This window comes from Streptomyces sp. NPDC008121 (genome assembly GCF_042957155.1).
Classification (GTDB): domain Bacteria; phylum Actinomycetota; class Actinomycetes; order Streptomycetales; family Streptomycetaceae; genus Streptomyces.
Genome location: NZ_JBIBHT010000001.1, coordinates 1,036,758 through 1,058,179 on the forward strand (window position 1 = coordinate 1,036,758; position 21,422 = coordinate 1,058,179).

A 21,422-nucleotide genomic window follows, 5' to 3' on the forward strand; every position below is an offset into this window, starting at 1 on the left:
CCCTCCGCACACCACAGCGCCCCGGCACGGCCGCCTGCCGCGCCGGGGCGCTGTCGCGCGTCGCTCGGCCGGTCAGATCAGCCCCTCCTCGCGGCGGTGGATCTGTTCCACCAGCTCGGCCGCCAGGGTCTTGATGGTCTCCAGACCGGCCCGCCCCCACGGCCGTACGTCGGTGTCGACCACGCAGATCGTGCCCAGCGCCACGCCCGTACGGTCGATCAGCGGCGCTCCCATGTAGGAGCGGATGCCGATCTCGTCCACCACCGGGTTCCCCGCGAAGCGCGGGTAGTCGCAGACGTCCTCCAGGACGAGGGCCTTGCGGCGCACCACCACGTGCGGGCAGTAGCCGTGGTCGCGGGCCATGAACCGGCCGACGTTCCCGCCGGCGGCGGCCGCGCCCAGGTCGCTGCCCGAATGGGTCCCGGCCGGGGTGTGCAGACCGGCGAAGAACTGCCGGTTCTCGTCGATGAAGTTGACCATCGAGTACGGCGCGCCGGTCACCTCCGCGAGCCGGTGGGCGAACTCGTCGAAGGCCGGCTCGGGCCGCTCCCCCAGTCCCAGTTCGCGCAGGCGGCGCACCCGCGTGGGCGCCTCCCGGTCGACGGGGGTCAGCAGCATGTGCCCGGTCGGGTCGTAGGTCATGACGGTGCTCCGTAGCTCGGCACGGGGGCCGGGATGGTGGTGAGCAGATGCTGGACGAGGGTGAGCAGCGTACGGATGCCGGCGCTGGAGATCCGGGCGTCGCACAGGACGACCGGGACCTCGGGCTTGAGGTCGAGCGCGGCCCGCACCTCGTCCGGCTCGTAGCGGTAGGCGCCGTCGAACTCGTTGACGGCGATCACGAATCCGATGCCGCGCCGTTCGAAGAAATCGACCGCGGAGAAACAATCCTGCAGACGGCGGGTGTCGGCGAGGACGACCGCCCCGAGCGCGCCCTCGGAGAGCTCGTCCCACATGAACCAGAAGCGCTCCTGGCCCGGGGTGCCGAAGAGGTACAGCACGTGGCGGTCGTCGAGGGTGATCCGTCCGAAGTCCATCGCGACCGTGGTGGTCGTCTTGGACTCCACTCCCTCCAGGCTGTCGGTGGCCGCGCTGACCTGGGTGAGCAACTCCTCGGTGCTCAGCGGTTCGATCTCGCTGACCGCGCCCACGAAGGTGGTCTTGCCGACGCCGAAGCCGCCCGCCACGAGGATCTTCAGCGCGGTCGGGAACGGGTCGGACGCGAAACTCTCGTGGCGCTCAGAGCCGTTGTCGTAGGCCATCGAGCACTGCCTCCAGCAAGGAACGGTCGGTGGGGTTGGCGTGGAAGCGGGGCGCTCGGGCGGTGAGCGCCCCGCAGTCCACGAGATCGGAGATCAGGACCTTGGTGACGACCGCCGGGAGCCGTAAGTGCGCCGCGATCTCCGCCACCGAGGTGGGCCCGTCGCACAGGCCGAGGGCCAGGTTGTGCTCGGGGCCCATGTGGGGCTGGGGGGAGGAGCCGGTCGCCATCACCATGGAGAGGAGGTCCAGCGCGGTGGTGGGCTTGGTCCGGCCGCCGCTCACGGTGTACGGCCGGATCAGCCGGCCCGCGGCGTCGTCGAGCCAGGGGCCCTCCTGCGGGGACGTCACGCTCACTGCCCCGCGCTGCCCGCCGCGCCCGCCGCTTGTCGGGCGGGCGTGACCAGATACGGCCGTACGCTCTTGACCAGCATCGCCATTTCGTACCCGAGGACGGCGGCGTCCGCCTCGCGCCCGGCGAGCACCGCCAGACAGGTGCCGGAACCGGCCGTGGAGACGAAGAGCAGGGTGGAGTCGAGCTCGACCACCACCTGCCGCACCTCACCGCCGTCGCCGAACCGGGCGCCGGCGCTGCGCCCGAGCGAGTAGAGCCCGGAGGCGAGCGCCGCCATGTGGTCGGCGGCGTCGGTGTCGAGGCCGTGGACGGACTTCACCAGCCCGTCGGAGGAGAGCAGTACAGCGTTGCGGGTGTACGGAACCCGCTGGACCAGACCGCTCAGCAGCCAGTCGAGATCCGAGGAATGGCCGTGCGGCGCATTGCTCGCCATGGTGCATCTACTCCTTGCGCGCGTCGCCGGGACGCAGCGGTTCTTGGGGGGAGGGCTGGGATTCGGCGAGTCCGATGCCGCGCTGGAAGGCGGCCATCAGACCCGGGTCGTGCAGGGCGTGTTCCTCCTGCCTGCGGGCGACCGGCTCGTCCCGGAGCTGCGGGACGAGGTGCTCCTGGGCGCGCCGCTTGGGGAGGAGGGGCCGGCTCGGCGGCTCCGCGCGGGGGGCGGGGTGCGCGAGGGGCGCCTGCGGGGGGAGGGGGGTGCCCCCGGTGCGGGGTCGCTCGGCCGGGTAGGGATCGCCGGGCGCCGCGGGGTGGTTCGGTGCGGCGGCGGGCGCGGGGTACGCCTGCGGCCGGTGCGCGGTGTCGCGCTCCGGCGCCCGTACGGGAGCGGGGGGCGGCGGAGCGTGGACGGGGGCGGGTGCCTGCGCCTGTACGGGGACGGGCGCCGGCGGCGTGCCGGGTCCGGTGGGGGCGGGGCGCATCGCCGGGGCGGGGGCCGGGTGCGCCGGGGCCACGGCCGGCGGGGGGCCCTGGGGCACCGGCTGCGGCTGGACCTGAGCGGCGGCCTGGGCCTGCGCCGCGGCGCCCGTGGCCTGACGGTCGTTCGGGGCGAGGCCTTCGGGGTCGGCGCCGAGCAGGCCCTGCGGCAGCACGAGCACGGCCTGGACGCCGCCGTAGATGTTCGACTGGAGGCGTACGGCGATGCCGTGGCGCCGGGCGAGGGCCGAGACGACGAAGAGGCCGATGCGGCCGTCCTGGAGGAGGTGCGCCACGTTGACCTGGTCGGGGTCGGCGAGCAGGGCGTTCATCTTGTTCTGCTCGGTGACCGGCATGCCGAGGCCGCGGTCCTCGACCTCGATGGCAAGGCCGGCGGTGACGTACTGCGCGCGCAGCAGCACGGTGGTGTGCGGCGCGGAGAACAGGGTCGCGTTCTCGACCAGTTCGGCCAGGAGGTGGATGACGTCGGCCACGGCATGGCCCCGGAGCGTACCGTCGATCGGCGGCACGAGCTTCACGCGCGGGTACTGCTCGACCTCCGCGATGGAGGAGCGCAGGACCTCGGTCATGGTGACGGGGTTGGACCACTGGCGGCGGGAGATGGCACCGCCGAGCACGGCGAGGTTCTCGGCGTGGCGGCGGATGCGGGTGGCCAGGTGGTCGACGTGGAAGAGGCCCTTGAGCAGCTCGGGGTCCTCGACCTCGTTCTCCAGCTCGTCGAGGAGCTGGATCTCGCGGTGCACCAGGGACTGAAGGCGCCGGGCGAGGTTGACGAAGACCTCGACCTTCTGTTCGTTGCCGACGCTGCTGGAGAGCCGGGAGGCCTGGACGACGGCCGCGACGGCGGCCTCGTGCGAGCGGCTCAGCTCCTGTCCCAGCAGGTCGAACTCGTCGCCGGAGCCGGCGGCCGGGGGGAGGGCGGGGCGGGCCGGGGGGCCTTCGCCGCGGCGCAGCTGCTCCACGATCGCGCGCAGCTCGCTCTGTCCGCGGGCGCTGGAGCGGCGCAGGCCGTTGCAGCGGTCGAGGACGGCCTTGGCCGCGCGGTCGGCGCCTAAGGCGGCCGCGGTGACGGAGGCGATGGTGAGGGCGGCGGCGCCCGTGAGGGCTGCCCAGAGGCCGGGGGTCGGGCCGGCGCCGGTGGAGCGGATGGTGAAGAGGACGGCGGCCGCGCCGCCGAGTGCCACCGCGACCGCGGGCAGCACGGAGGTGCGCAGGAGTTGGGAGCGTATGCGGGCTTCCGCCGGCAGCTGCGTGGAGCGCTGCGCGGGCGTGGGAGCCCCCGCGGGGGGAGCGGGACGGGCGCCTGACCGGCCGTGCCGCCCGCCCTCGCGGCGTTCGGACCGCGAGGCGGGTGCGCGAAGTTGAGACATGAGTGTCCTTGGTACGTGCCCAGGAATCGGCGTACAGCGAAAGGTACTGAGGGGGGTCTGTCCTACGTGGTTGCGTGGAGCCTACCGATGATCACCAAGCACACACTGTAGTCGTCAACCGCTCATGTGCGGCGCGCAGTTGGCAAACTCACCCGTAGAAAGTCCCACTCTGGTATCACCCTCCGCACGCCAGGCCGAGAACGCTCGGCCGAAACCTGACGACGGCGCGTCGGGGCGGAACGGAGGAGGGCGGAGGCGGGTGTACGCCCCCGCCCCGCGCGGAATCCGGCCCTGACCGGAATCCGTCGGCGGGCCGGCGGGCCCGTTCGCGCGCGCGGCCCCGGACACCGCGCGGCGGACCCCCGGACGGGGCCGTCCGACCGCGTCCGCGACGTTCGCAAACGCGTTCGCCGAGGGTGCGGCGGCCGGGGCGCGCCGGTGACTGTCCGTACGACCGGGCGCCTCGGTCCGCCCTGACCGGCCGGCCCCTCCCCTGAGGTCCGTGACCACCCGCGCCACCGGGCGGCGACGCGCAGGTCCCGGATGTACGGGAGCCGGACCCCCTCGCGCGAGCCGCAGGTCGACCGTCCCCGCGAGCGCCTCGTCGGCTTCTGTTGCGGGACAGCCCTCAGGGGTGCATGCGGGCGCCCTTGAGGACCTTGTCCACGGCGTTGCGCGGCCCGTGCACGGCGAGTCCCACCAGATCGAGCCCGGCCCTGGGCACCGCGCGGATCGCGGCGCGGTTGTCCCGGTCGTTGCCGGTGGTGAAGAGGTCGGAGGTGAAGACCGCCCGGGGCAGCGCCCGGGAGAGGGCCCGCTCGTGCGCGGCGGTCAGGACCTCCTTCGTCCCCTCGAAGACCAGGACGGGCTGGCGGAACATCGGCAGATAGGGCGTGCCGTCGGCGTCGGCGTACGGTTCGCCGATGACCTCCGGGAGCTCCGTGCCGAGGCCGCTGACCAGGAAGGCCGTCACGTTGAGCCGCTGCCAGGGCTCCAGGTCGCGGCGCAGCAGGACGGCGATCTTGGTGTCGAAGCGTACGGGCGTGTTCTCGGTCGTCATGCTTCCCAGGCTGCCGACCGGCCCCCCGGCCCGTCTTGTACATTCCTTGCATGGCGGACCGGGAGCAGGTCTCGGCGTGGCGCCCGGAGGTGGCCGGTGTCGTCGAGGTCTTCCACGCCCGCTTCACCGAGCACGCCTACCCCATGCACGTCCACGACTCCTGGACCCTGCTGGTCGTCGACGACGGCGCGGTCCGGTACGACCTGGGCCGCCGGGAGCGCGGCACCCCCGGCGACACGGTCTCCCTGCTGCCGCCCCACGTACCGCACAACGGTTCGCCCGCCACCGCGGACGGCTTCCGCAAGCGGGTGCTCTATCTGGACCTGACCCGGCTCGACGAGAGCCTCGTCGGCCCCGCCGTGGACGGTCCGGACGTGGTCGACCCCCTGCTGCGGCGCCGGGTCGGGCAACTGCACGGAGCGCTGGCCGGCCCGGGCGACGAACTGGAGGCGGAGAGCAGGCTGGCGCTGGTGTGCGAACGGCTGCGCGGTCATCTGCGGCCGCGCCTCGCCGTCCCGCAGGAGGCGGACGACCGCGGGGTGGCCCGCCGGCTGCGGGAACTCCTGGACGAGCGGCTGGTCCGGGGCGTGACGCTGGACGAGGCCGCGACCGTGGTGCATGCCCACCCCACCCATCTGGTACGGGCGTTCGGCGCCGCCTTCGGCATCGCGCCGCACCAGTACCTCATGGCCCGCCGGGTCGACCGCGCCCGCCGCCTGCTGCTCGACGGGCAGCCACCGGCCGAGGTCGCCGCGGCGGCCGGTTTCTACGACCAGTCGCACTTCACCCGCCACTTCAAGCGGATCGTGGGCAGCCCGCCGGGGCGCTACGCCCGAGAGGCGCGGGGGCGCTGAGGCCCCACGCCCCGATCCGCTGGGCGCGCCGTCAGGGCGAGGGGGCGGACTCTCGGACTCCGGACGCGGGCGGGTCCCCTTGCGCGATCTCCGTCGACCCGTTTTGGTGACCTGACGACCTCTGGGGCGAACGGGAAGGCGGCCACGCATGGCGGACATCACCCAGACCGAGACCACGGGCAGCGGCAAGGAGGCGCCGCGCAGAGCGAGTTGGCGGTCCATCGGGCCGGGCATCGTCGTCGCGGCGACCGGCGTCGGCGCCGGCGACCTCGTCGCCACCCTCATCGCGGGCGGCAAGTTCGGCTACACCCTGCTGTGGGCGGCGGTGATCGGCTGCCTCGTCAAGATCTCACTCGCGGAGGCGGCGGGCCGCTGGCACCTCGCCACCGGCCGCACCCTCTTCGACGGCTGGCGCAGCCTCGGCTCCTGGACCAGCGTCTACTTCGCGGGGTACGTCGTCGTCTGGGGCTTCGTCTACGGCGCCGCGGCGATGTCCTCCAGCGCGCTTCCGCTTGCGGCGCTCTTCCCCGACCTGATGGACCTCAAGGTGTGGGCCGTGCTGTGCGGCCTGGTGGGACTGGCGTTCGTCTGGTTCAACCAGTACGCCGTGTTCGAGAAGCTCATGACGATCCTGGTCGGCGTGATGTTCGTGGTCACCGTCTATCTCGCCATCAGGGTCACGCCCCGCCTCGACTCCGCCGTGGCCGGTCTGGTCCCCGCGCTGCCGGACGGGTCGCTCTTCTACACCCTCGGACTCATCGGCGGCGTGGGCGGCACGATCACGCTCGCCGCCTACGGCTACTGGGTCAACGCCAAGGGCTGGAACAACACGAGCTGGATGAAGGTGATGCGTCTCGACAACCGCGTCGCCTACCTCACCACCGGCATTTTCGTGGTGGCCATGCTCTTCGTGGGGGCGGAGCTGCTGCACTCCTCGGGCGTGGCCCTGGCCAAGGGCGACAAGGGCCTGCTCGACCTGAGCGGCGTCCTGGAGGAGCGCTACGGCGCGGCGACCGCGAAGCTCTTCCTCATCGGGTTCTTCGCCACGTCCTTCACCTCGCTGATCGGCGTGTGGCACGGGGTGAGCCTGATGTTCGCCGACTTCGTGACGAAGTACCGCCCGTCCCTGGCCCGCCCCGGGGTGCCCCACGAGAAGTCCACGCCGTTCCGCGCGTACCTGCTCTGGCTCACCTTCCCGCCGATCAGCCTGCTCTTCCTGGACCAGCCGTTCGGACTCGTCGTGGTGTACGGAGTGATCGGCGCCGTCTTCATGCCGTTCCTGGCCCTGACGCTGGTGTGGCTGCTGAACTCCGACCGCACCCCGGCGGAATGGCGCAATGGCAAGCTGAGTAACGCGATGCTGGGCGCGGCCGGCCTGCTCTTCGTGGTCCTCTGCGTCCAGCAGGTCCGCGACCTGCCCTGGTAGACCTCGCTCGCCGGGCGGCGCGCGGCCGTGCGGACCGCCGGGCGGCGCCCGGTCTCCCCGCCGCGGGGAGACCGGGGCGGTTCAGCGCTCGCCGGCGAGGTCGCTCTCCTGGTGCTTGCCCTTGACCGTGGCCGCAGCGGCGGCCGGCCAGGCCGCCCAGCCGGCGGCGGGCTTCAGGGCGACGTCCCGCCACCACGGCTCCGCGGGCGGTATCGAGGCGGGCTCGAACGGCTCGCCCGGGCGGGGGGTGGCGACGGTCTGGCCGGCGGTGTAGCCGGCGTAGAGGGAGCGCTCGGCGGGCTCGTGCCAGGGGTGCGGGGCGAGGTTGAAGGTGCCCCAGTGGATCGGCAGCAGCACGCCGTGCGGGGCGCCGCCCTGGAGGTCGAGGTGGGCGCGCATGCCCTCGTCCGGGGTCATGTGGATGTCCGGCCAGTACTCGGAGTACGCCCCGATCTGGATCATGGTGACGTCGAAGGGGCCGTGGGCGGCGCCGATCTCCTCGAAGCCGGGGAAGTAGCCGGTGTCGCCGCTGTGGTAGACCCGGTGCCGGGGGCCGGTGACGACCCAGGAGGCCCAGAGGGTGTGCTGCTGGTTGCGCAGGCCGCGGCCGCAGAAGTGGCGGGCGGGGGTCGCGGTGAGCCGCAGCTCGCCGACCTCCGTCGACTCGTTCCAGTCCAGCTCGCGCAGACGGGAGGCGCGCACGCCCCAGCGCTCCAGGTGCGCGCCGACGCCCAGCGGCACGACGAGGAGGGTGTCGGTCGAGGCCAGCGCCTTGATCGTCGGCAGATCGAGGTGGTCGTAGTGGTCGTGGGAGATCACGACGGCGTCGACCGGGCCGAGCGCGGCGACCGGGAAGGGCACGGGGTGCAGGCGCTTCGGCCCCGCGAAGGCGAAGGGCGAACAGCGGTCGCCCCAGACCGGGTCGAAGAGCACCCGGTGCCCGTCGATCTCGGTGAGGACGCTGGAGTGGCCGGCCCAGGTGATCCGCAGCCCGGAGGCCGGCGGGCGGGCGAGGTCGGCGAGGGTGGTGGGGTGGACGGGGATCGGGCCGGCGGGGGCCCGGAGGACCCGCTCTTCCTTCCGGAAGTAGACCTTGGCGAACTCGAGGGTGGAGCCCGAGGGCCGGTGGCGTGCCGCCACGGGGTTCTGGAAGACGCCGTCCGCGAAGTTCGGGGAGCGCCGGATGCGCTCCATGCGCGCGCCGGACGGGTCGGCGCCGAAGGCCGCCGGGCGCAGGGCGCGCAGCCGCGCCCGCAGCGGATGGTCGGAACCGGTGCCGGTCAACGGAGCCTCCTGAGGATGTAGGGGTCGTTCCATTATGGGCGGCCCCCGGTCCTCCCGGCCTGAACCGTGGGCGATACTGAACCGCCGTTCAGTAAGGGGGCCTGTCCCCGCCCGTCCCCACCGCCCCTTCCGCCCCCTGGAGACGTCCGTGAACACCTCACCCCTGCTGTCCGTCGCCTGGACCGACCACGTCACGGGCAGCCGGGGCCATCTGGTCGTCGACCGGCTGGTGCGCGGGGTGGCCAGCGGTGGGCTGCGGATGCGGAAGGGGTGCACGGCCGGGGAGGTGGCCGGGCTCGCCCGTGGCATGACCATGAAGGAGGCCCTGCACTACGACCCGCGCGGCCGCTACGTCCCGCTCGGGGGCGCCAAGGGCGGGATCGACTGCGACCCGCGCTCCCCCGAGGCGTACGGCGTCCTGGTGCGCTATCTGCGGGCGATGCGTCCGTACGTCGAGCGCTTCTGGACCACCGGCGAGGATCTGGGGCTGACCCAGGACCGGGTCGACCGGGCGGCCGCGGAGGCCGGACTCGTCTCCACCGTCCAGGCGGTCTTCCCGCTCCTGGAGGACGAGGCCGCGGCCCGCCGGCGGCTCGCCGACGCCTTCGCACGGAGCGTGGACGGGATCGGGCTCGGCGAGCTGGTGGGCGGCTGCGGGGTCGCCGAGGCCGCCCTGGCGGCGCTGGACCGGGCGGCGCGTCCGTACGCCGGAGTGCGGGTCGCGGTGCAGGGCTTCGGGACGATGGGCGGCGCCACCGCCCGTTTCCTGGACCGGGCCGGGCTCTCGGTGGTCGCCGTCGCCGACGCGCGCGGGACGATCGCCAACCCGGCGGGTCTGGACGTGGAGGCGTTGCTCGCGGCGCGGGACGGGCACGGGGTCGTGGACCGCTCCGCCCTGCGGCCCGGGGACCGGGAGGAGCCGGGTGCGGCGTGGCTGGCGGCGGACGTGGACATCCTGGTCCCGGCCGCCGTCTCGTACGCGATCGACGCGGGGAACCAGCGTCTCGTCCGGGCCCGCTGGGTGGTGGAGGCGGCCAACATGCCGGTCCTTCCGGAGGCGGAGGAGGCCCTCGCGGCGCGCGGGGTCGTGGTGCTGCCGGACGTGGTGGTGAACTCCGCCACGAACGCCTGGTGGTGGTGGACGCTCTTCGGCGACATCGGCGCCGACGCCGAGGAGGCGTTCGCGCACACCCGGCGGGCGATGCGGTCCCTGGTGGGCCGGATGCTGGACCGCGCGGAGGTGGACGGGACGCCGCCGCGCGCGGCGGCACACGCGCTGGCGGAGGAGCGGCTGCGCGAGCTGGACGAGCGCTACGGCTGGTACTGACGGGGGCGTGCGCCGGAGCGGGAGACCCCTCGCATTGCTGATCATGCCCGCGTCAGGTGCTGTGTAGGGTGAACGGCGTGGCGAGAGTGCGGTTGAACGTGGCGGAGCGGCAGGAGGACCTGCTGCGGGCCGCCGTCGAGCAGATCGAGGCGCGGGGTGTGACGGCCGTGCGGATCGCGGACGTCGCCTCGGCCCTCGGGGTGAGCAACGCGCTCGTGCTCTACCACTTCTCCACGAAGGAGAAGCTCGTCGCGGCGGCCTTCGCGTACGCCGCCGAGGGCGACCTCGTCCATCTGCGCCGGCTCCTGGGGCGCCGCACCACGGCTCTGCGCCGACTGCGGTCGGCGGTCCGCTGGTACGCCCCGACCGGCCAGGCCAAGGGCTGGCGGCTGTGGATCGAGGGCTGGTCGGCCAGTCTGCGCGACCCGGCCCTGCGCGAGGTGGCGGCCGCCCTGGACCAGCAGTGGAAGGCGGCCCTCACCGAGGTGATCGCGGAGGGCGCGGCGGCCGGCGAGTTCCCCTGCCCCGACCCGGCCGGCGCGGCCTGGCGGCTGACCGCCTTCCTGGACGGCCTCGCGGTTCAGATGACCTCCTACGCCGGCTCCCTCTCCCGCGCCGCCATGCTGGAGTGGGCGGACGCGGCCCTCGCGCGCGAGCTGGGCCTGCCCGACGCCCCCGCGAGGCCACCGGGCGGGGGCGGCCGGTAGCCGCTGCGGGGGCCCGGCCCTCCAGGCTCCTGCCGCCGCTCCCCCGGCTCGGCCGAGGGGCGTCCACGGCCGTGCGACGCCTCCGCCGACGCCCCTCGGAGCAACGGCCGGCCCGCGGCACGCGGCTGCCGGCCATGGTCCTGCCCTCCGGGCTCCTGCCGTCCGCCGCCCGTCACGGGCGCGCGGAGGGGGGCGCGGTCCGGGCGCCGCCGGGAGGAGCGGGCGGCTCCGCCGCCCGCGTCAGCGCAGTTCGTAGACCGCCGTCACGGTCACCTGCTCCTCGATCTCACCGGGGGCCAGCGGGACCTCCGGGGCATCGGCCGGCATGGCCGGGACCGCGCCCGAGATCGGGCGGACGGCCTCGCCCTCGGTGAGGGAGACGAGGCGGCCGAGGCGGTGGCCGCTGAGACGGGCGTGCTGGGTCGCCTTGTCGTGGGCGTCCCGGTGGGCGGCCTCGCGGGCCTTGGTGCGCAGGGCGCCGGGGTCGGCGACGTCGAACGCCACGCTGTTGACCCGGCCCGTGTCGCCGGTCGCGTCGTTGACGGCGCCGATGACCCGGCCCGCCCGGTCGATGCCCCGGACCTTGACGGAGAAGGACTGCCCGGCCTGGTAGCCCGCGACCCGGTTCTCGCCGCCGTCGGTCTGGGTGTAGACGGCGGAGAGGGAGAGGCTGTCGGTCCTGATGTCCCGGTCGGCCACCGCCTCCTTGCGGAGTGCGGCGAGCAGCGCCTCGGCGGCGGTGCGCTGCGCGCTCATCGCCTCCTTGGCGGTCTTACGGGTGACCTCCACGCCCACCGAGAGGACCGCCACGTCGGGCGCGGCGGCGGCCCGGCCGGTCCCGGTCACGGTGACGGTCGTGGGCGCGGCGGCCGGGGCGGCGGCCACGGCGGGTGCGGTGGGGACGGCGGCGAGCGCGGGGACGGCGCCCGCGAGGAGGAGCCCGCCGAGGGCCGTGCCCGCCACCAGGGCGCGGCCCAGAGCCCGGCGGGCGGGGCCGGAGGCGGCGGTGGGGGCGGCGAAAGGGGCGTGGGGCGTGCGGAGATGGCTGGTCGTCACGGACGGTCCTTTCGGGAACGGCGGCCGGAGGACCCGGCGCGCACATCCCAACACCCCCCGGCCCCCGCTCCCGGGCGCCACTCCTGCCCCGTCACCCGCACAGGTCTGCGCACACGCCCAGGTCGCCCGCGCGCCCCCTCCCGCACGGGGAGCGCCCCCGGCGCACCGCACTGTCAGTGCCGCTTGGTAGAAATCTCGCAACAGCCGATCAACGCCGTCCGGTGCCCGGGAGTAGTCATGACCATTTCGACCCCCTTGGGGGAGCTGCACGGCCTGCCCGTCTTCGACTTCCCCGGCCCCGACTCCAGGGTCGCGCTGCCGGACGCGGCCTCCGTGGCGTGGCGCCTCTCCGCGCCGACGTACAGCGAGCCGGACGACGAGCCGTGGGAGCCGCTCTTCGACCGCTTCCTCCGCACGGTGGACGCCGGCCGGGTCCGCGCGCTGGTGGTCGGCGGCTGGGACGAGGCCTACGAGAACTCGTCGGCACCGATCGTCGCCGCGCTCATCGGGGCCAACGACCGGCTCACCGCGCTCGAAGCGGTCTTCCTCGGCGACATGACCTTCGAGGACTGCGAGATCTCGTGGATCCAGCAGAGCGACGTGACACCGCTGCTCGCCGCCTATCCCCGGCTGCTGGAGTTCGGGGTGCGCGGAGGCTCGGAGCTCGCCTTCCCGTCGATCCACCACGCCGGGCTGCGGTCGCTCGTGGTGGAGTCCGGCGGTCTGGGCGCGGGGGTGGTGCGCGGTATCGCGGGCAGTGATCTGCCCGCACTGGAGAACCTCGACCTCTGGCTCGGCTCGGACGAGTACGGCGGCGACAGCACGGTCGCGGACCTGGAGCCGCTGCTCGCCGGGACCGCGTTCCCCTCCCTGCGCCATCTGGGGCTGCGCAACAGCCACATCCAGGACGAGATCGCCGCCGCCGTCGCGAACGCCCCGGTCGTCGCCCGGCTCGACCGGCTCGATCTGTCGATGGGCACGCTCACCGACGAGGGCGGGGCGGCCCTCCTCGCCGGGGGGCCGCTGACTCACCTGGCCTACCTCGGCCTCTCCCACCACTACCTCTCCAAGGAGATGCGCGAGCGGATCATCGACGCGCTGACCCCGCACGGGGTGACGGTCGACGTCGACGACGCGCAGCAGCCGGACGAGAACGGCGGCGTGGTCTACCGGTACGTCGCGGTCGCCGAGTGACCCGAGCGCTCGTGCGCGGCGTCCCCGGGCGGGCGCGGGGGGCCGCCCCCGCGCGCGTGCCGTCCCGGGCGGGGTCCGGGGAGGCCGCCCTCCGTCTGGCCGTCGTCGGCAATCCGGCGGGCCGCCGCGTCCGGTTCTTCGTGGACGCGGTGGCCGCCGCCGGGCTGCCTCCGGCACGGGTCGTGCCCTGGCTCGACGTGCTGCGGGGCGGGGCGCGGTTCACGGCGGGCGAGCTGGTCCGTCTCGATTCGCCGAGCGAGGACCCGGAGGTCGACCGGCTGCTGCGCGGCGTCTCGGACACGACCCGCGTCGAGGGCACCGGGCGGTGGTACGCGCGCTTTATCGCGGCCGTGTCGGCGCTGGCCGCCGACGTCCGGTCCGCGGGGGCGGTCCTGGTCGAAGATCCCGGCGAGCTGGCCGTGCTGTTCGACAAGCGGCTCGGGCACGGCGTGCTCCGCGAGGCCTCGGTGCCGGTGCCCACGTCGCCGACCTCGGGGCCGGACGCGCCGCCCGTGCGTGGCTGGGACGACGTCGTGGCGCTGACGGCGGCCGCCGGGGCGCGCCGGGTGTTCGTGAAGCTCGCGCACGGTTCCTCGGCCTCCGGGGTGCTGGCGGTGGAGACCGCACCCGGCGGCCGGGTCCAGGCGACCACGTCCGTGGAGCGCGGCCCGGACGGCGCTCTCTTCAACTCCCTGCGAGTGCGCCGCTATCGGACGGAGCGCGAGGTCGCCGCGATCGTGGACGCGCTGGCTCCCGACGGGCTGCACATCGAGCGCTGGCTGCCGAAGGCGGCCCAGGCCGGTCGCGTCGTCGACCTGCGGGTGGTGGTGGTCGACGGGCGGGCCGGCCACGCCGTCGTGCGCACCAGCCGTTCTCCCATGACCAACCTTCATCTGGGCGGTGCCCGGGGCGATCTGGAGGCGGCGCGCGGCGCGGTCGCCGCGGCCGGAGGGCGGTGGGAGGACGTGCTGGGCGTGGCCGAGCGGGCGGCCGCCGCCTTCCCCGGCACCCGGTGCGTGGGCGTCGACCTGCTGCCATCCTCCGACTGGCGGCGCTTCGCCGTCGGCGAGGTCAACGCCTTCGGCGACCTGCTGCCCGGGCTCACCGGCCTGCCGGGCAGCGGCGCCGAGGGCCTGGACACCTACGCGGCCCAAGTCGCCGCCCTCATCCGTACCCGAACCCCCGCCCCGGCCGCCACCCAGCCGGCCGCCCCGGCCACCGGCCCGGCTGCCATCACGCCGACCTCCCCGGCCACCGGCCCCGCCGCTCCAGCCCCTGCCCCCACCCCGACGGCCTCCGCCGCGGACGCCGGCCCCGCCACCCCCGTACCCCCGCGCACCCCAGGAACGAGCACCCCGTGAAACAGCGGCCCGAGCCCGACATGAACGAGATCGTCGGCAGCCACGACCTCCTCCTGGTCACGCTCGACACCCTGCGCTACGACGTCGCCGCCGAACTGGCCGCCGCCGGCCGCATCCCGAACCTCGCCCGCCACCTCCCCGGCGGCCGCTGGGAGCGCCGGCACGCCCCCGGCAGCTTCACCTACGCCTCCCACCAGGCGATCTTCGCCGGCTTCCTGCCGACCCCGGACACCCAGGGCCCGCACCCCCGCCTCTTCGCCGCGCGGTTCGCGGGCAGCGAGAGCACCGCAGAGGGCACCTTCGTCCACGACACCCCCGACTTCGTCTCGGGCCTGGCCCGGAGGGGCTACCGCACCGTCTGCGTCGGCGGCGTCGGCTTCTTCAACCGGCAGGGTCCGCTCGGCTCCGTGCTGCCGGACCTCTTCCAGGAGAGCCACTGGGAGCCCGAGTTCGGGGTCGCCTCCCCGACCTCCTTCGCGTCCCAGGTGACCCGGGCCGAGGAGATCGTGGCGGATCTCCCGCCGGAGCAGCGCCTGTTCCTCTTCGTCAACGTCTCCGCGCTGCACCAGCCCAACTGGTTCCATCTCCCCGGCGCGACCCGGGAGTCCGGGGACACCCGCGCCTCGCACGCGGCGGCCCTGGAGTACGTCGACCGGCACATCGGCCGGCTCCTCGCCGCCATGAGCAGCCGCCGCCCCTGCTTCGCCATCGTCTGCTCCGACCACGGCACCGCGTACGGAGAGGACGGCTTCACCGGTCACCGTCTCGGCCACGAGGTCGTCTGGACCGTGCCGTACGCCCACTTCCTCCTGGACGGCCCGGAGGCGGTCGCGTGACCGGGGCCCCGCGTCCGTACCAGAGCTACGTCTACGCCTACCCGCACAAGACGGCGTACCGCCCGCTCCCCCACCCGGCGCCGTCCCTGGCCGACCTGTGGGCCGACCAGCCGAAGGACGCGCTCTCCCTCTACGCCCACATACCGTTCTGCGAGGTCCGCTGCGGGTTCTGCAACCTCTTCACCCGGATCGGCGCCCCCGGCGAGCTGACCACCCGCTATCTCGATGCCCTCGACCGGCAGGCGACGGCCGTGCGCGGGGCGCTCGGTGACGCCGGGCCCGTCCGGTTCGCCACGGCCGCCTTCGGCGGCGGCACGCCGACGTTCCTGACCGCCCCCGAGTTGGAGCGGCTCTGCGACATCTCCGAGCGGCGGATGGGCGTCGACCTGCGGTCCGTCCCCCTATCCGTCGAGACCTCCCCCGCGACCGCGACCGCCGACCGGCTCGCCGTCCTCGCCGAGCGCGGGGCGACCCGGCTCAGCATCGGGGTGCAGAGCTTCGTCGAGGCCGAGGCGCGGGCCGCCGTCCGCCCGCAGCGCCGGGAGGACGTGGAGGCGGCGCTCGGCCGGATCCGTGACGTGGGCGTCCCCGTCCTCAACATCGACCTGATCTACGGCATCGACGGCCAGACCGAGGAGTCCTGGCTGCGCTCGCTCGACGCGGCCCTCGCCTGGCGGCCGGAGGAGCTGTACCTCTACCCGCTCTACGTCCGCCCGCTCACCGGCCTCGGCCGGCTCTCCCCCGCCGATGCCGACCGCGAGTGGGACCGTCTGCGGCTGCGCCTCTACCGCCGGGGCCGGGACCATCTGCTGGCCTCGGGCTACGAGCAGGTGTCGATGCGGATGTTCCGCCGGGCCGACGCCCCGCCCCTGAGCGCGGACGACTATGCCTGCCAGACCGACGGCATGATCGGGCTTGGCTGCGGAGCCCGCTCGTACACCTCGTCGCTGCACTACTCCTTCGACTACGCCGTCGACATGCGCGAGATCCGCTCCCTCATCGACGCGTACACGGAGACCGGGCCGGAGGGATTCCGCCGGGCGCAGGTGGGCCGGTGGGTCGACGCGGGCGAGGCGCGCCGCCGCCATCTGCTCCAGTCGCTGCTCCAGGCCGAGGGGATGGACGTCCGCGGGTACGAGGACAGGTTTGGCACCTCCCCTGTCGCCGACTTCCCGGCCGAACTGCGCCGGTTCGAGGCGCTCGGCTGGCTGGACGAGGAGGCGCCGGCCGGGCTGCTCCGGCTCTCCGCCGAGGGGCTCGCCCACTCGGACGGGATCGGACCCGAGCTGTTCTCCCCCGCCGTGCGGGCGGCGATGGCCGCCTACGAGCCGAAGTAGGGCCGCGTGGACCTGACGATCCTGTACCGGGGGCCGCTGGCCTCCTGTGACTACGACTGTCCGTACTGCCCCTTCGCCAAGCGGCGCGACAGCCGGGAGCAACTCCGCGCGGACCGGGCCGCGCTGGAACGGTTCTCCGCCTGGGTGGCCGGGCAGACCGGCGACCGGCTGCGGATCCTGTTCACCCCGTGGGGCGAGGGACTGGTCCGCTCCTGGTACCGGCGGACGCTCACCGAGCTGTCCCGGCTGCCGCATGTCGAGCGGGTCGCGATCCAGACCAACCTGAGCTGCCGCACCGACTGGCTGGCGGAGGCCGACCCCCGGACCCTCGCGCTCTGGTGCACGTACCACCCCGGCCAGACGCCCTACGACCGGTTCCTCGCCAAGTGCGGTGAGCTGGCGGCCCGGGGGACGCGGTTCAGCGTGGGGGTCGTCGGACTGCCGGAGCACCGGGAGCACGCCGTACGGCTGCGGGCGGAGCTGCCGTCCGAGGTCTACCTCTGGATCAACGCCGCCGAGGGGTACGCCTACACCGACGAGGAGGCCGACGCCTGGACGGCGCTCGACCCCCTCTTCCCGTACAGCCGCCGTCCGCACCGCTCGGCCGGTCTCCCCTGCCGGACCGGCGAGTCGGTGATCTCCGTGGACGGCGACGGGACGGTCCGGCGCTGCCACTTCGTCAAGGCCGAGCTGGGCGGTCTCTACGACGGTTCCTACCGCGCCGCCCTGCGCCCGCGCGCCTGCCCGCTCTCCGTCTGCGACTGCCACATCGGCTACGTCCATCTGGAGTCGCTGCCGCTGTACGACGTGTTCGCGGGCGGGGTCCTGGAGCGGATCCCGGCGGCGCCGCCGGGCGGTCCTAGAGGGGCATGAGGTCGGGCCGCTTGGCCGCCACGTGGTCGCCCGAACTCTCGCCCCGCAGCCGGCGGCCGATCCACGGCACGAGGTACTCCCTGGCCCACAGGATGTCGTCGCGGCGCAGGTCGAGCGCGCCGCGCGGGGGCAGGGGCGGCCACGGCTGGTCCGGGTCGGCCGGTACCTCGATGCCGAGGACCTGGGCGGCGCGGAGCGCGACGCGGGTGTGCCCCTCGGGCGAGAGGTGCAGCCGGTCACCGTCCCAAGCCCGCCTGTCCTGGACGGACTTGAGCGACCACAGGTCCAGGACCGGGCAGCCGTAGCGGTCGGCGATGGACCGGACGTGGGCGGTGTAGGTGGCGATCTTGCCGCGCAGATGGCGCAGCACGGGCACGTCGCGGGTGTCGAAGCCGGTGGTCACCATGACCGTGCCGACGGCCGAGGTGAGGTCGGCGACGGCGCGCTCGAAGCGTTCGGCGACGGCGTCCGGGTCGCTGCCGGGCCGGATGATGTCGTTGCCGCCCGCGCAGAAGGTCACCAGGTCGGGGGCGAGCTGCTTCGCCCGCGGGACCTGCTCCGCCACGATCTGGTCGAGGAGGCGTCCGCGCACGGCCAGATTGGCGTAACGGAACGCGTCGTTCTCCGGCAGCCGGTCGGCGAGGAGGACCGCGAAACGGTCCGCCCAGCCGAGGAAGCTCCCGCCGGGGCCGGGGTCTCCCACGCCCTCGGTGAAGCTGTCTCCGATCGCCGCGTACGACCCGAATACGTCCATGTCTCTTGATCTCGAATCGTCTGCCACGGGAGCACATCTTTCCTTTACGGGTGTGACCTACGCGACCGTAAGGAGGGGTTGACGGAGGGTGAGATATGCCACCGGTCAAGATTGCACCAAGGCGGAATACGCGAAGGGCCCGGCACGAAGGTGCCGGGCCCGGTGCGCACCCGGAGAGAAGGCGATTCCGGGTGGGGTGCGTCAGATACCGACGCCCTTCTGGCGGAGGTACTCGAGCGGGTCGATGTCCGAGCCGTAGCTCGGCCCGGTGCGCATCTCGAAGTGGAGGTGCGGGCCGCTGGAGTTGCCGGTGGAGCCCGACAGGCCGATCTCGTCGCCGCCGCTGACGGACTGGCCGGTGGAGACGGAGAGGGAGGAGAGGTGGGCGTACTGCGAGTAGGTGCCGTCCGCGTGCTGGATGACGACCTCGTTGCCGTACGAACCGCTCCAGCCGGCGGAGTGGACGGTGCCCGCGCCGACGGCCTTGACGGAGGTGCCGGAGGAGGCCATGAAGTCGACGCCCGTGTGGTAGCCGGAGGACCACATGGAGCCCGAGGCGCGGTACTGGGTGGAGATGCCGCCGCTGACGGGGGCGACCCAGCCGGAGGACGCGGCCTGGGCGGGCTGCTCCTGGGCGGGCGCCGGCTGGGTGCGCTCGGCGCTGCGGGAGCTGCGGGTCTCGGACGCGTCGGCGGAGGACTTCTCGGCCTTGGGGGCGGCCTTCGGCGCGGCCTTGGGGGCCTTGGCCTTCGGGGCGGGCGCCTCGGCCGTCGACTTCGCGCCGATGCTGAGCTTCATGCCGGGGAAGATCAGCGAGGGGTTCTCGCCGACGACCTGGCGGTTGTCCTGGTAGAGCTTCTTCCAGCCGCCGGCCAGGTGGTGCTCGGAGGCGATCTTGGACAGGTAGTCGCCCGCCACGACGGAGTACGTCGTGGGCTTCGCCTTGGCGGCGGCGGGGGCGGCCGGCGCCTTCGCGGGAGCGGCGGCCACGGCGGCGACGGCCTGCTCGGGGGTCACGGTCGGGGCGGACTTCTCGGCGGCGTGGGCTCCGGTCGCGCCGAGGAGCGGCAGGGCGACGACGGCGCCGCCCGTTCCGGCGGCGACGAATCCGCGCGTGATCGGGTTGACCTTGGGACGGCGGTGCTTACCCTTCGCGGGCATGGCGAATTCCTCTCCGTCGCCTACGAGGTGAGCTGTCGGGTTCGGGCTGGAGTTGCCCGGTCGCGATCGCTCGCGACTTCACCCCAAGCCGCTCCGGATCGACCGGATCGGCGTACTACCTGGGTCCCCCGCTCCTGCCGTACGTGGGTGGGTGCGGATTCCGGACGGTGGCAGGATTCGGCGGTCCGACCGGATTGACGGTGACCGTAGACGAGCGGGGTCGGCGTGAACAAGCCGCTCTTTTCCCCGCCCATTCGGAGGAGCGATATACGTCCGGAATTCCGGTCACCCTCCGTGGATGCGGGACTCTCGACATCCTTTTCTCGCAGGGCGTTTGCAGAAGACGATCAGGCACGGTCCGTCACCTGTGAGACGCTGCTCACGCGACGAAACCCATCTCCCCTGCAATCAGGGCGCGTTATCACCAAGGCCCTAATTCGGACAGAACACCCATTCCCGTCCGAGGGGTGTGCGCCCGGCTCGTCACCCGGAATGATTGCCCCTGGAACCGATCTCGTATCGTCGAAGTCCGCCAACCTTCAGGAGCACTCGTGACGCAGCAGCTGCCCCAGGTCTCGTCGACCGAACCCGAGCTGACCGGGGTCCGCAATTTCCGGGACGTGGGCGGCCTGCCGACCGAGGACGGCGGGTCGGTCCGGTTCGGACGCCTCTACCGCAGTGGCCACCTCGCCCATGCCACCGAGGACGACGCGGCCTTCCTCGCCGGCCTGGGGCTGCACACCGTCTTCGACTTCCGCAACGCGGCCGACCGGAAGGTGGAGGGCGCGGACGTCGAGCTGCCCGGCGTGCGGAACGTGAACATCCCGCTCAACGACCCGGCGGACGGCAAGGAGTTCTGGAAGCTGGTCAGCGGCGGCGAACTGGATCAGCTGCGCGAGGCGCTCGGCGACGGTAAGGCGGCCGACCGAATGTCCGATTCCTACCGGAAGATGGTGGTCGAGCGGACGGCGGAGCACAGCCGCGTCCTGCACGCGATGGCCGACGACAGCGTTCCCGCGCTGATGCACTGCGCCGCCGGGAAGGACCGGGCGGGGCTCTCCATCGCGATCTCGCTGCTCGCGGTGGGCGTCGAGCGGGAGGCGATCGAGGCGGACTACGTCAAGTCGAACGACCCGCACCGCCGCTACAAGATCCGCCGCAGCTCCACCTCGGCGGACGCCATGGCGCCCGAGGTGATGGAGCTGCTGAGCCCCCTCTTCGACGCGCGGGTGGAGTACCTCCGGGCGGCCTTCGAGACGATGGAGCAGACCTGGGGAACGGTCGAGGCGTATCTCTCGCAGGGCCTCGGGCTCACCCCGGAGACCCGGGAGCGCCTGCGCCGGAGCCTGGTGACCGGGCCCACCGAGGTCTGAGCGGCCGGGACCGGCGCGACGAGCGAGCGGGGCCGGGCCTCCGGGCCCGCTCGCGGTCCGCTACTGGTTCTGGCCGCCGAGCAGGAACAGCAGGTAGAGGAAGCCGGCGAAGAGGTGTCCGGCCACCAGATAGGCGAAGAGCCGCAGGACCAGGCCCTTGGGGAACTTGCCGCCCCCACGCTCCTCGCCGGTGACCGCAGTTGATTTGTCGGACATGTCGGATCCCTTCCGGGGGCTCATCGCGGGCGGGCGGTCGTGTCGCCGAGACAGGTCTCGGCCGCGGGGCTCTGCATCAGCGTGTGGACGAAGAGCAGGTCGGCGCCCCCGCGCGTGGCGGCGCCGATGCGGTGGGGCGTGAGCGAGTCGAAATGGGCGCTGTCGCCCGGGTCCAGGACGTGCACGGCGCCGCCGAGGGAGAGCCGCACCCGCCCGTCGATCACGTGCAGCCACTCCTCGCCGGGATGGACGCGCACGATGTCGGAGCGGGTGGCGTACGGCACGTGGACGCGGAGCGCCTGCAGGGCGCGGCCGGCTCCGCCCGCCTGGTGGTAGATCCAGCCGTCGGCCTCGACCGGCTCGGACCGGTCGGCGCGGATGACCGGGTCGCGCTCGGGGGGCACCTCGCCGAGGAGCGCGGAGACCGTCGTACCGTAGATACGGGCCAGCGCGAGCAGCATCGGCAGCGAGGGCTGGCGCCGGCCGGTCTCCAGGCGCGAGAGGTGCGCCGGGGAGAGCCTGGCCCGCCGGGCCGCGACTTCCAGGGTGAGCCCGCGCCGTCGGCGCAGCCCCCGCAGCTGGGGGGCCATGTCGGGCAGCGCGCCGGCTTCGTCCGGGCCGTCCGGCGCGAGGGGGTCCGGGGACGGCTCCCCGGGGAGGTGCTCCATGCCCCCATTGCGCC

At 73.8% G+C, this 21,422-nt stretch carries 22 protein-coding genes and 1 riboswitch; of the genes, 10 read left to right on the plus strand and 12 right to left on the minus strand.

The genetic code is table 11. The features are described 5' to 3' along the window. Window positions 1-72: 72 nt before the first annotated feature. From ACFZBD_RS04375 to ACFZBD_RS04400, 6 genes are all read right to left on the minus strand, one after another. Entirely contained in the window at window positions 73-642 is a 570-nt protein-coding gene (locus ACFZBD_RS04375; RefSeq protein WP_391135078.1) for a GAF domain-containing protein, read from the minus strand. Further along, window positions 639-1,262: an ATP/GTP-binding protein gene (locus tag ACFZBD_RS04380; protein ID WP_391135081.1), complete on the minus strand. Its 624-nt coding sequence runs from the start codon at window positions 1,260-1,262 to the stop codon at window positions 639-641. The genes ACFZBD_RS04375 and ACFZBD_RS04380 overlap by 4 nt, the downstream gene beginning before the upstream one ends. Then, window positions 1,240-1,611 (minus strand): DUF742 domain-containing protein, encoded by a 372-nt coding sequence (locus ACFZBD_RS04385; protein ID WP_391135084.1) that lies wholly within the window; start codon window positions 1,609-1,611, stop codon window positions 1,240-1,242. The genes ACFZBD_RS04380 and ACFZBD_RS04385 overlap by 23 nt, the downstream gene beginning before the upstream one ends. A gap of 2 nt (window positions 1,612-1,613) precedes the next feature. Then, entirely contained in the window at window positions 1,614-2,048 is a 435-nt protein-coding gene (locus ACFZBD_RS04390; protein ID WP_391135087.1) for a roadblock/LC7 domain-containing protein, read from the minus strand. 7 nt (window positions 2,049-2,055) lie between these two features. Next, window positions 2,056-3,921 carry an ATP-binding protein gene (locus tag ACFZBD_RS04395; RefSeq protein ID WP_391135090.1) on the minus strand — a complete coding sequence of 622 codons (1,866 nt, stop codon included), beginning with the start codon at window positions 3,919-3,921 and terminating at the stop codon, window positions 2,056-2,058. Window positions 3,922-4,549: 628 nt separating this feature from the next. Further along, window positions 4,550-4,981, minus strand: a complete 432-nt coding sequence (locus ACFZBD_RS04400) for a DUF2000 family protein (protein ID WP_391135093.1) — start codon at window positions 4,979-4,981, stop codon at window positions 4,550-4,552. A 50-nt stretch (window positions 4,982-5,031) separates the two neighbouring features. Here ACFZBD_RS04400 and ACFZBD_RS04405 point away from each other — a divergent pair, with 50 nt between their 5' ends. Together ACFZBD_RS04405 and ACFZBD_RS04410 are read left to right on the plus strand one after the other, a co-directional pair. Then, window positions 5,032-5,835, plus strand: coding sequence for an AraC family ligand binding domain-containing protein (locus ACFZBD_RS04405; protein ID WP_391135096.1), 804 nt, complete (start codon window positions 5,032-5,034; stop codon window positions 5,833-5,835). 148 nt (window positions 5,836-5,983) lie between these two features. After that, window positions 5,984-7,261 (plus strand): Nramp family divalent metal transporter, encoded by a 1,278-nt coding sequence (locus ACFZBD_RS04410; protein WP_391135099.1) that lies wholly within the window; start codon window positions 5,984-5,986, stop codon window positions 7,259-7,261. An 81-nt stretch (window positions 7,262-7,342) separates the two neighbouring features. Here the strand turns inward: ACFZBD_RS04410 and ACFZBD_RS04415 are convergent, their stop codons facing one another. Continuing rightward, window positions 7,343-8,545: an MBL fold metallo-hydrolase gene (locus ACFZBD_RS04415; RefSeq protein ID WP_391135102.1), complete on the minus strand. Its 1,203-nt coding sequence runs from the start codon at window positions 8,543-8,545 to the stop codon at window positions 7,343-7,345. Window positions 8,546-8,693: 148 nt separating this feature from the next. On the opposite strand from ACFZBD_RS04415, the gene ACFZBD_RS04420 reads away from it, so the two are divergent. Together ACFZBD_RS04420 and ACFZBD_RS04425 are read left to right on the plus strand one after the other, a co-directional pair. After that, window positions 8,694-9,872, plus strand: coding sequence for a Glu/Leu/Phe/Val dehydrogenase dimerization domain-containing protein (locus ACFZBD_RS04420; protein ID WP_391135105.1), 1,179 nt, complete (start codon window positions 8,694-8,696; stop codon window positions 9,870-9,872). Between the two features lie 77 nt (window positions 9,873-9,949). Then, window positions 9,950-10,579, plus strand: coding sequence for a TetR family transcriptional regulator C-terminal domain-containing protein (locus tag ACFZBD_RS04425; protein WP_391135109.1), 630 nt, complete (start codon window positions 9,950-9,952; stop codon window positions 10,577-10,579). A gap of 240 nt (window positions 10,580-10,819) precedes the next feature. On the opposite strand, the gene ACFZBD_RS04430 is transcribed toward ACFZBD_RS04425, so the two are convergent. Beyond that, complete coding sequence (locus ACFZBD_RS04430) at window positions 10,820-11,635, minus strand: SIMPL domain-containing protein (protein WP_391135112.1); 816 nt, start codon at window positions 11,633-11,635, stop codon at window positions 10,820-10,822. A 237-nt stretch (window positions 11,636-11,872) separates the two neighbouring features. Between ACFZBD_RS04430 and ACFZBD_RS04435 the strand changes: the two genes are divergently transcribed. The 5 genes from ACFZBD_RS04435 to ACFZBD_RS04455 are packed head-to-tail and all read left to right on the plus strand — an operon-like array spanning window position 11,873 to window position 17,236. Further along, window positions 11,873-12,829, plus strand: a complete 957-nt coding sequence (locus ACFZBD_RS04435; RefSeq protein WP_391135115.1) for an STM4015 family protein — start codon at window positions 11,873-11,875, stop codon at window positions 12,827-12,829. Between the two features lie 56 nt (window positions 12,830-12,885). Next, window positions 12,886-14,190 carry an STM4014 family protein gene (locus tag ACFZBD_RS04440; RefSeq protein WP_391135947.1) on the plus strand — a complete coding sequence of 435 codons (1,305 nt, stop codon included), beginning with the start codon at window positions 12,886-12,888 and terminating at the stop codon, window positions 14,188-14,190. Between the two features lie 20 nt (window positions 14,191-14,210). Next, window positions 14,211-15,026: an STM4013/SEN3800 family hydrolase gene (locus ACFZBD_RS04445; RefSeq protein ID WP_391135949.1), complete on the plus strand. Its 816-nt coding sequence runs from the start codon at window positions 14,211-14,213 to the stop codon at window positions 15,024-15,026. Next, window positions 15,023-16,363, plus strand: coding sequence for an STM4012 family radical SAM protein (locus tag ACFZBD_RS04450; RefSeq protein ID WP_391135118.1), 1,341 nt, complete (start codon window positions 15,023-15,025; stop codon window positions 16,361-16,363). Before ACFZBD_RS04445 ends, ACFZBD_RS04450 begins: the two co-directional genes overlap by 4 nt. Before the next feature lie 6 nt (window positions 16,364-16,369). Next, on the plus strand, window positions 16,370-17,236 hold the full coding sequence (locus tag ACFZBD_RS04455) for an STM4011 family radical SAM protein (protein ID WP_391135121.1): 867 nt from the start codon (window positions 16,370-16,372) through the stop codon (window positions 17,234-17,236). Here ACFZBD_RS04455 and ACFZBD_RS04460 read toward each other — a convergent pair. Both ACFZBD_RS04460 and ACFZBD_RS04465 read right to left on the minus strand, forming a co-directional pair. Further along, window positions 17,223-17,990, minus strand: coding sequence for a GDSL-type esterase/lipase family protein (locus tag ACFZBD_RS04460; RefSeq protein ID WP_391135124.1), 768 nt, complete (start codon window positions 17,988-17,990; stop codon window positions 17,223-17,225). The two genes, ACFZBD_RS04455 and ACFZBD_RS04460, sit on opposite strands and share 14 nt — an antisense overlap. Before the next feature lie 201 nt (window positions 17,991-18,191). Continuing rightward, entirely contained in the window at window positions 18,192-19,151 is a 960-nt protein-coding gene (locus ACFZBD_RS04465) for a peptidoglycan DD-metalloendopeptidase family protein (protein ID WP_391135127.1), read from the minus strand. A 4-nt stretch (window positions 19,152-19,155) separates the two neighbouring features. Then, window positions 19,156-19,344, minus strand: a riboswitch (cyclic di-AMP (ydaO/yuaA leader). Between the two features lie 358 nt (window positions 19,345-19,702). On the opposite strand from ACFZBD_RS04465, the gene ACFZBD_RS04470 reads away from it, so the two are divergent. Next, window positions 19,703-20,524 (plus strand): tyrosine-protein phosphatase, encoded by an 822-nt coding sequence (locus ACFZBD_RS04470; protein ID WP_391135130.1) that lies wholly within the window; start codon window positions 19,703-19,705, stop codon window positions 20,522-20,524. 60 nt (window positions 20,525-20,584) lie between these two features. On the opposite strand, the gene ACFZBD_RS04475 is transcribed toward ACFZBD_RS04470, so the two are convergent. Next, window positions 20,585-20,740, minus strand: coding sequence for a DUF6126 family protein (locus ACFZBD_RS04475; protein ID WP_391135133.1), 156 nt, complete (start codon window positions 20,738-20,740; stop codon window positions 20,585-20,587). Between the two features lie 20 nt (window positions 20,741-20,760). Further along, window positions 20,761-21,408, minus strand: a complete 648-nt coding sequence (locus ACFZBD_RS04480) for a helix-turn-helix domain-containing protein (protein WP_391135136.1) — start codon at window positions 21,406-21,408, stop codon at window positions 20,761-20,763. Window positions 21,409-21,422 lie beyond the last annotated feature (14 nt).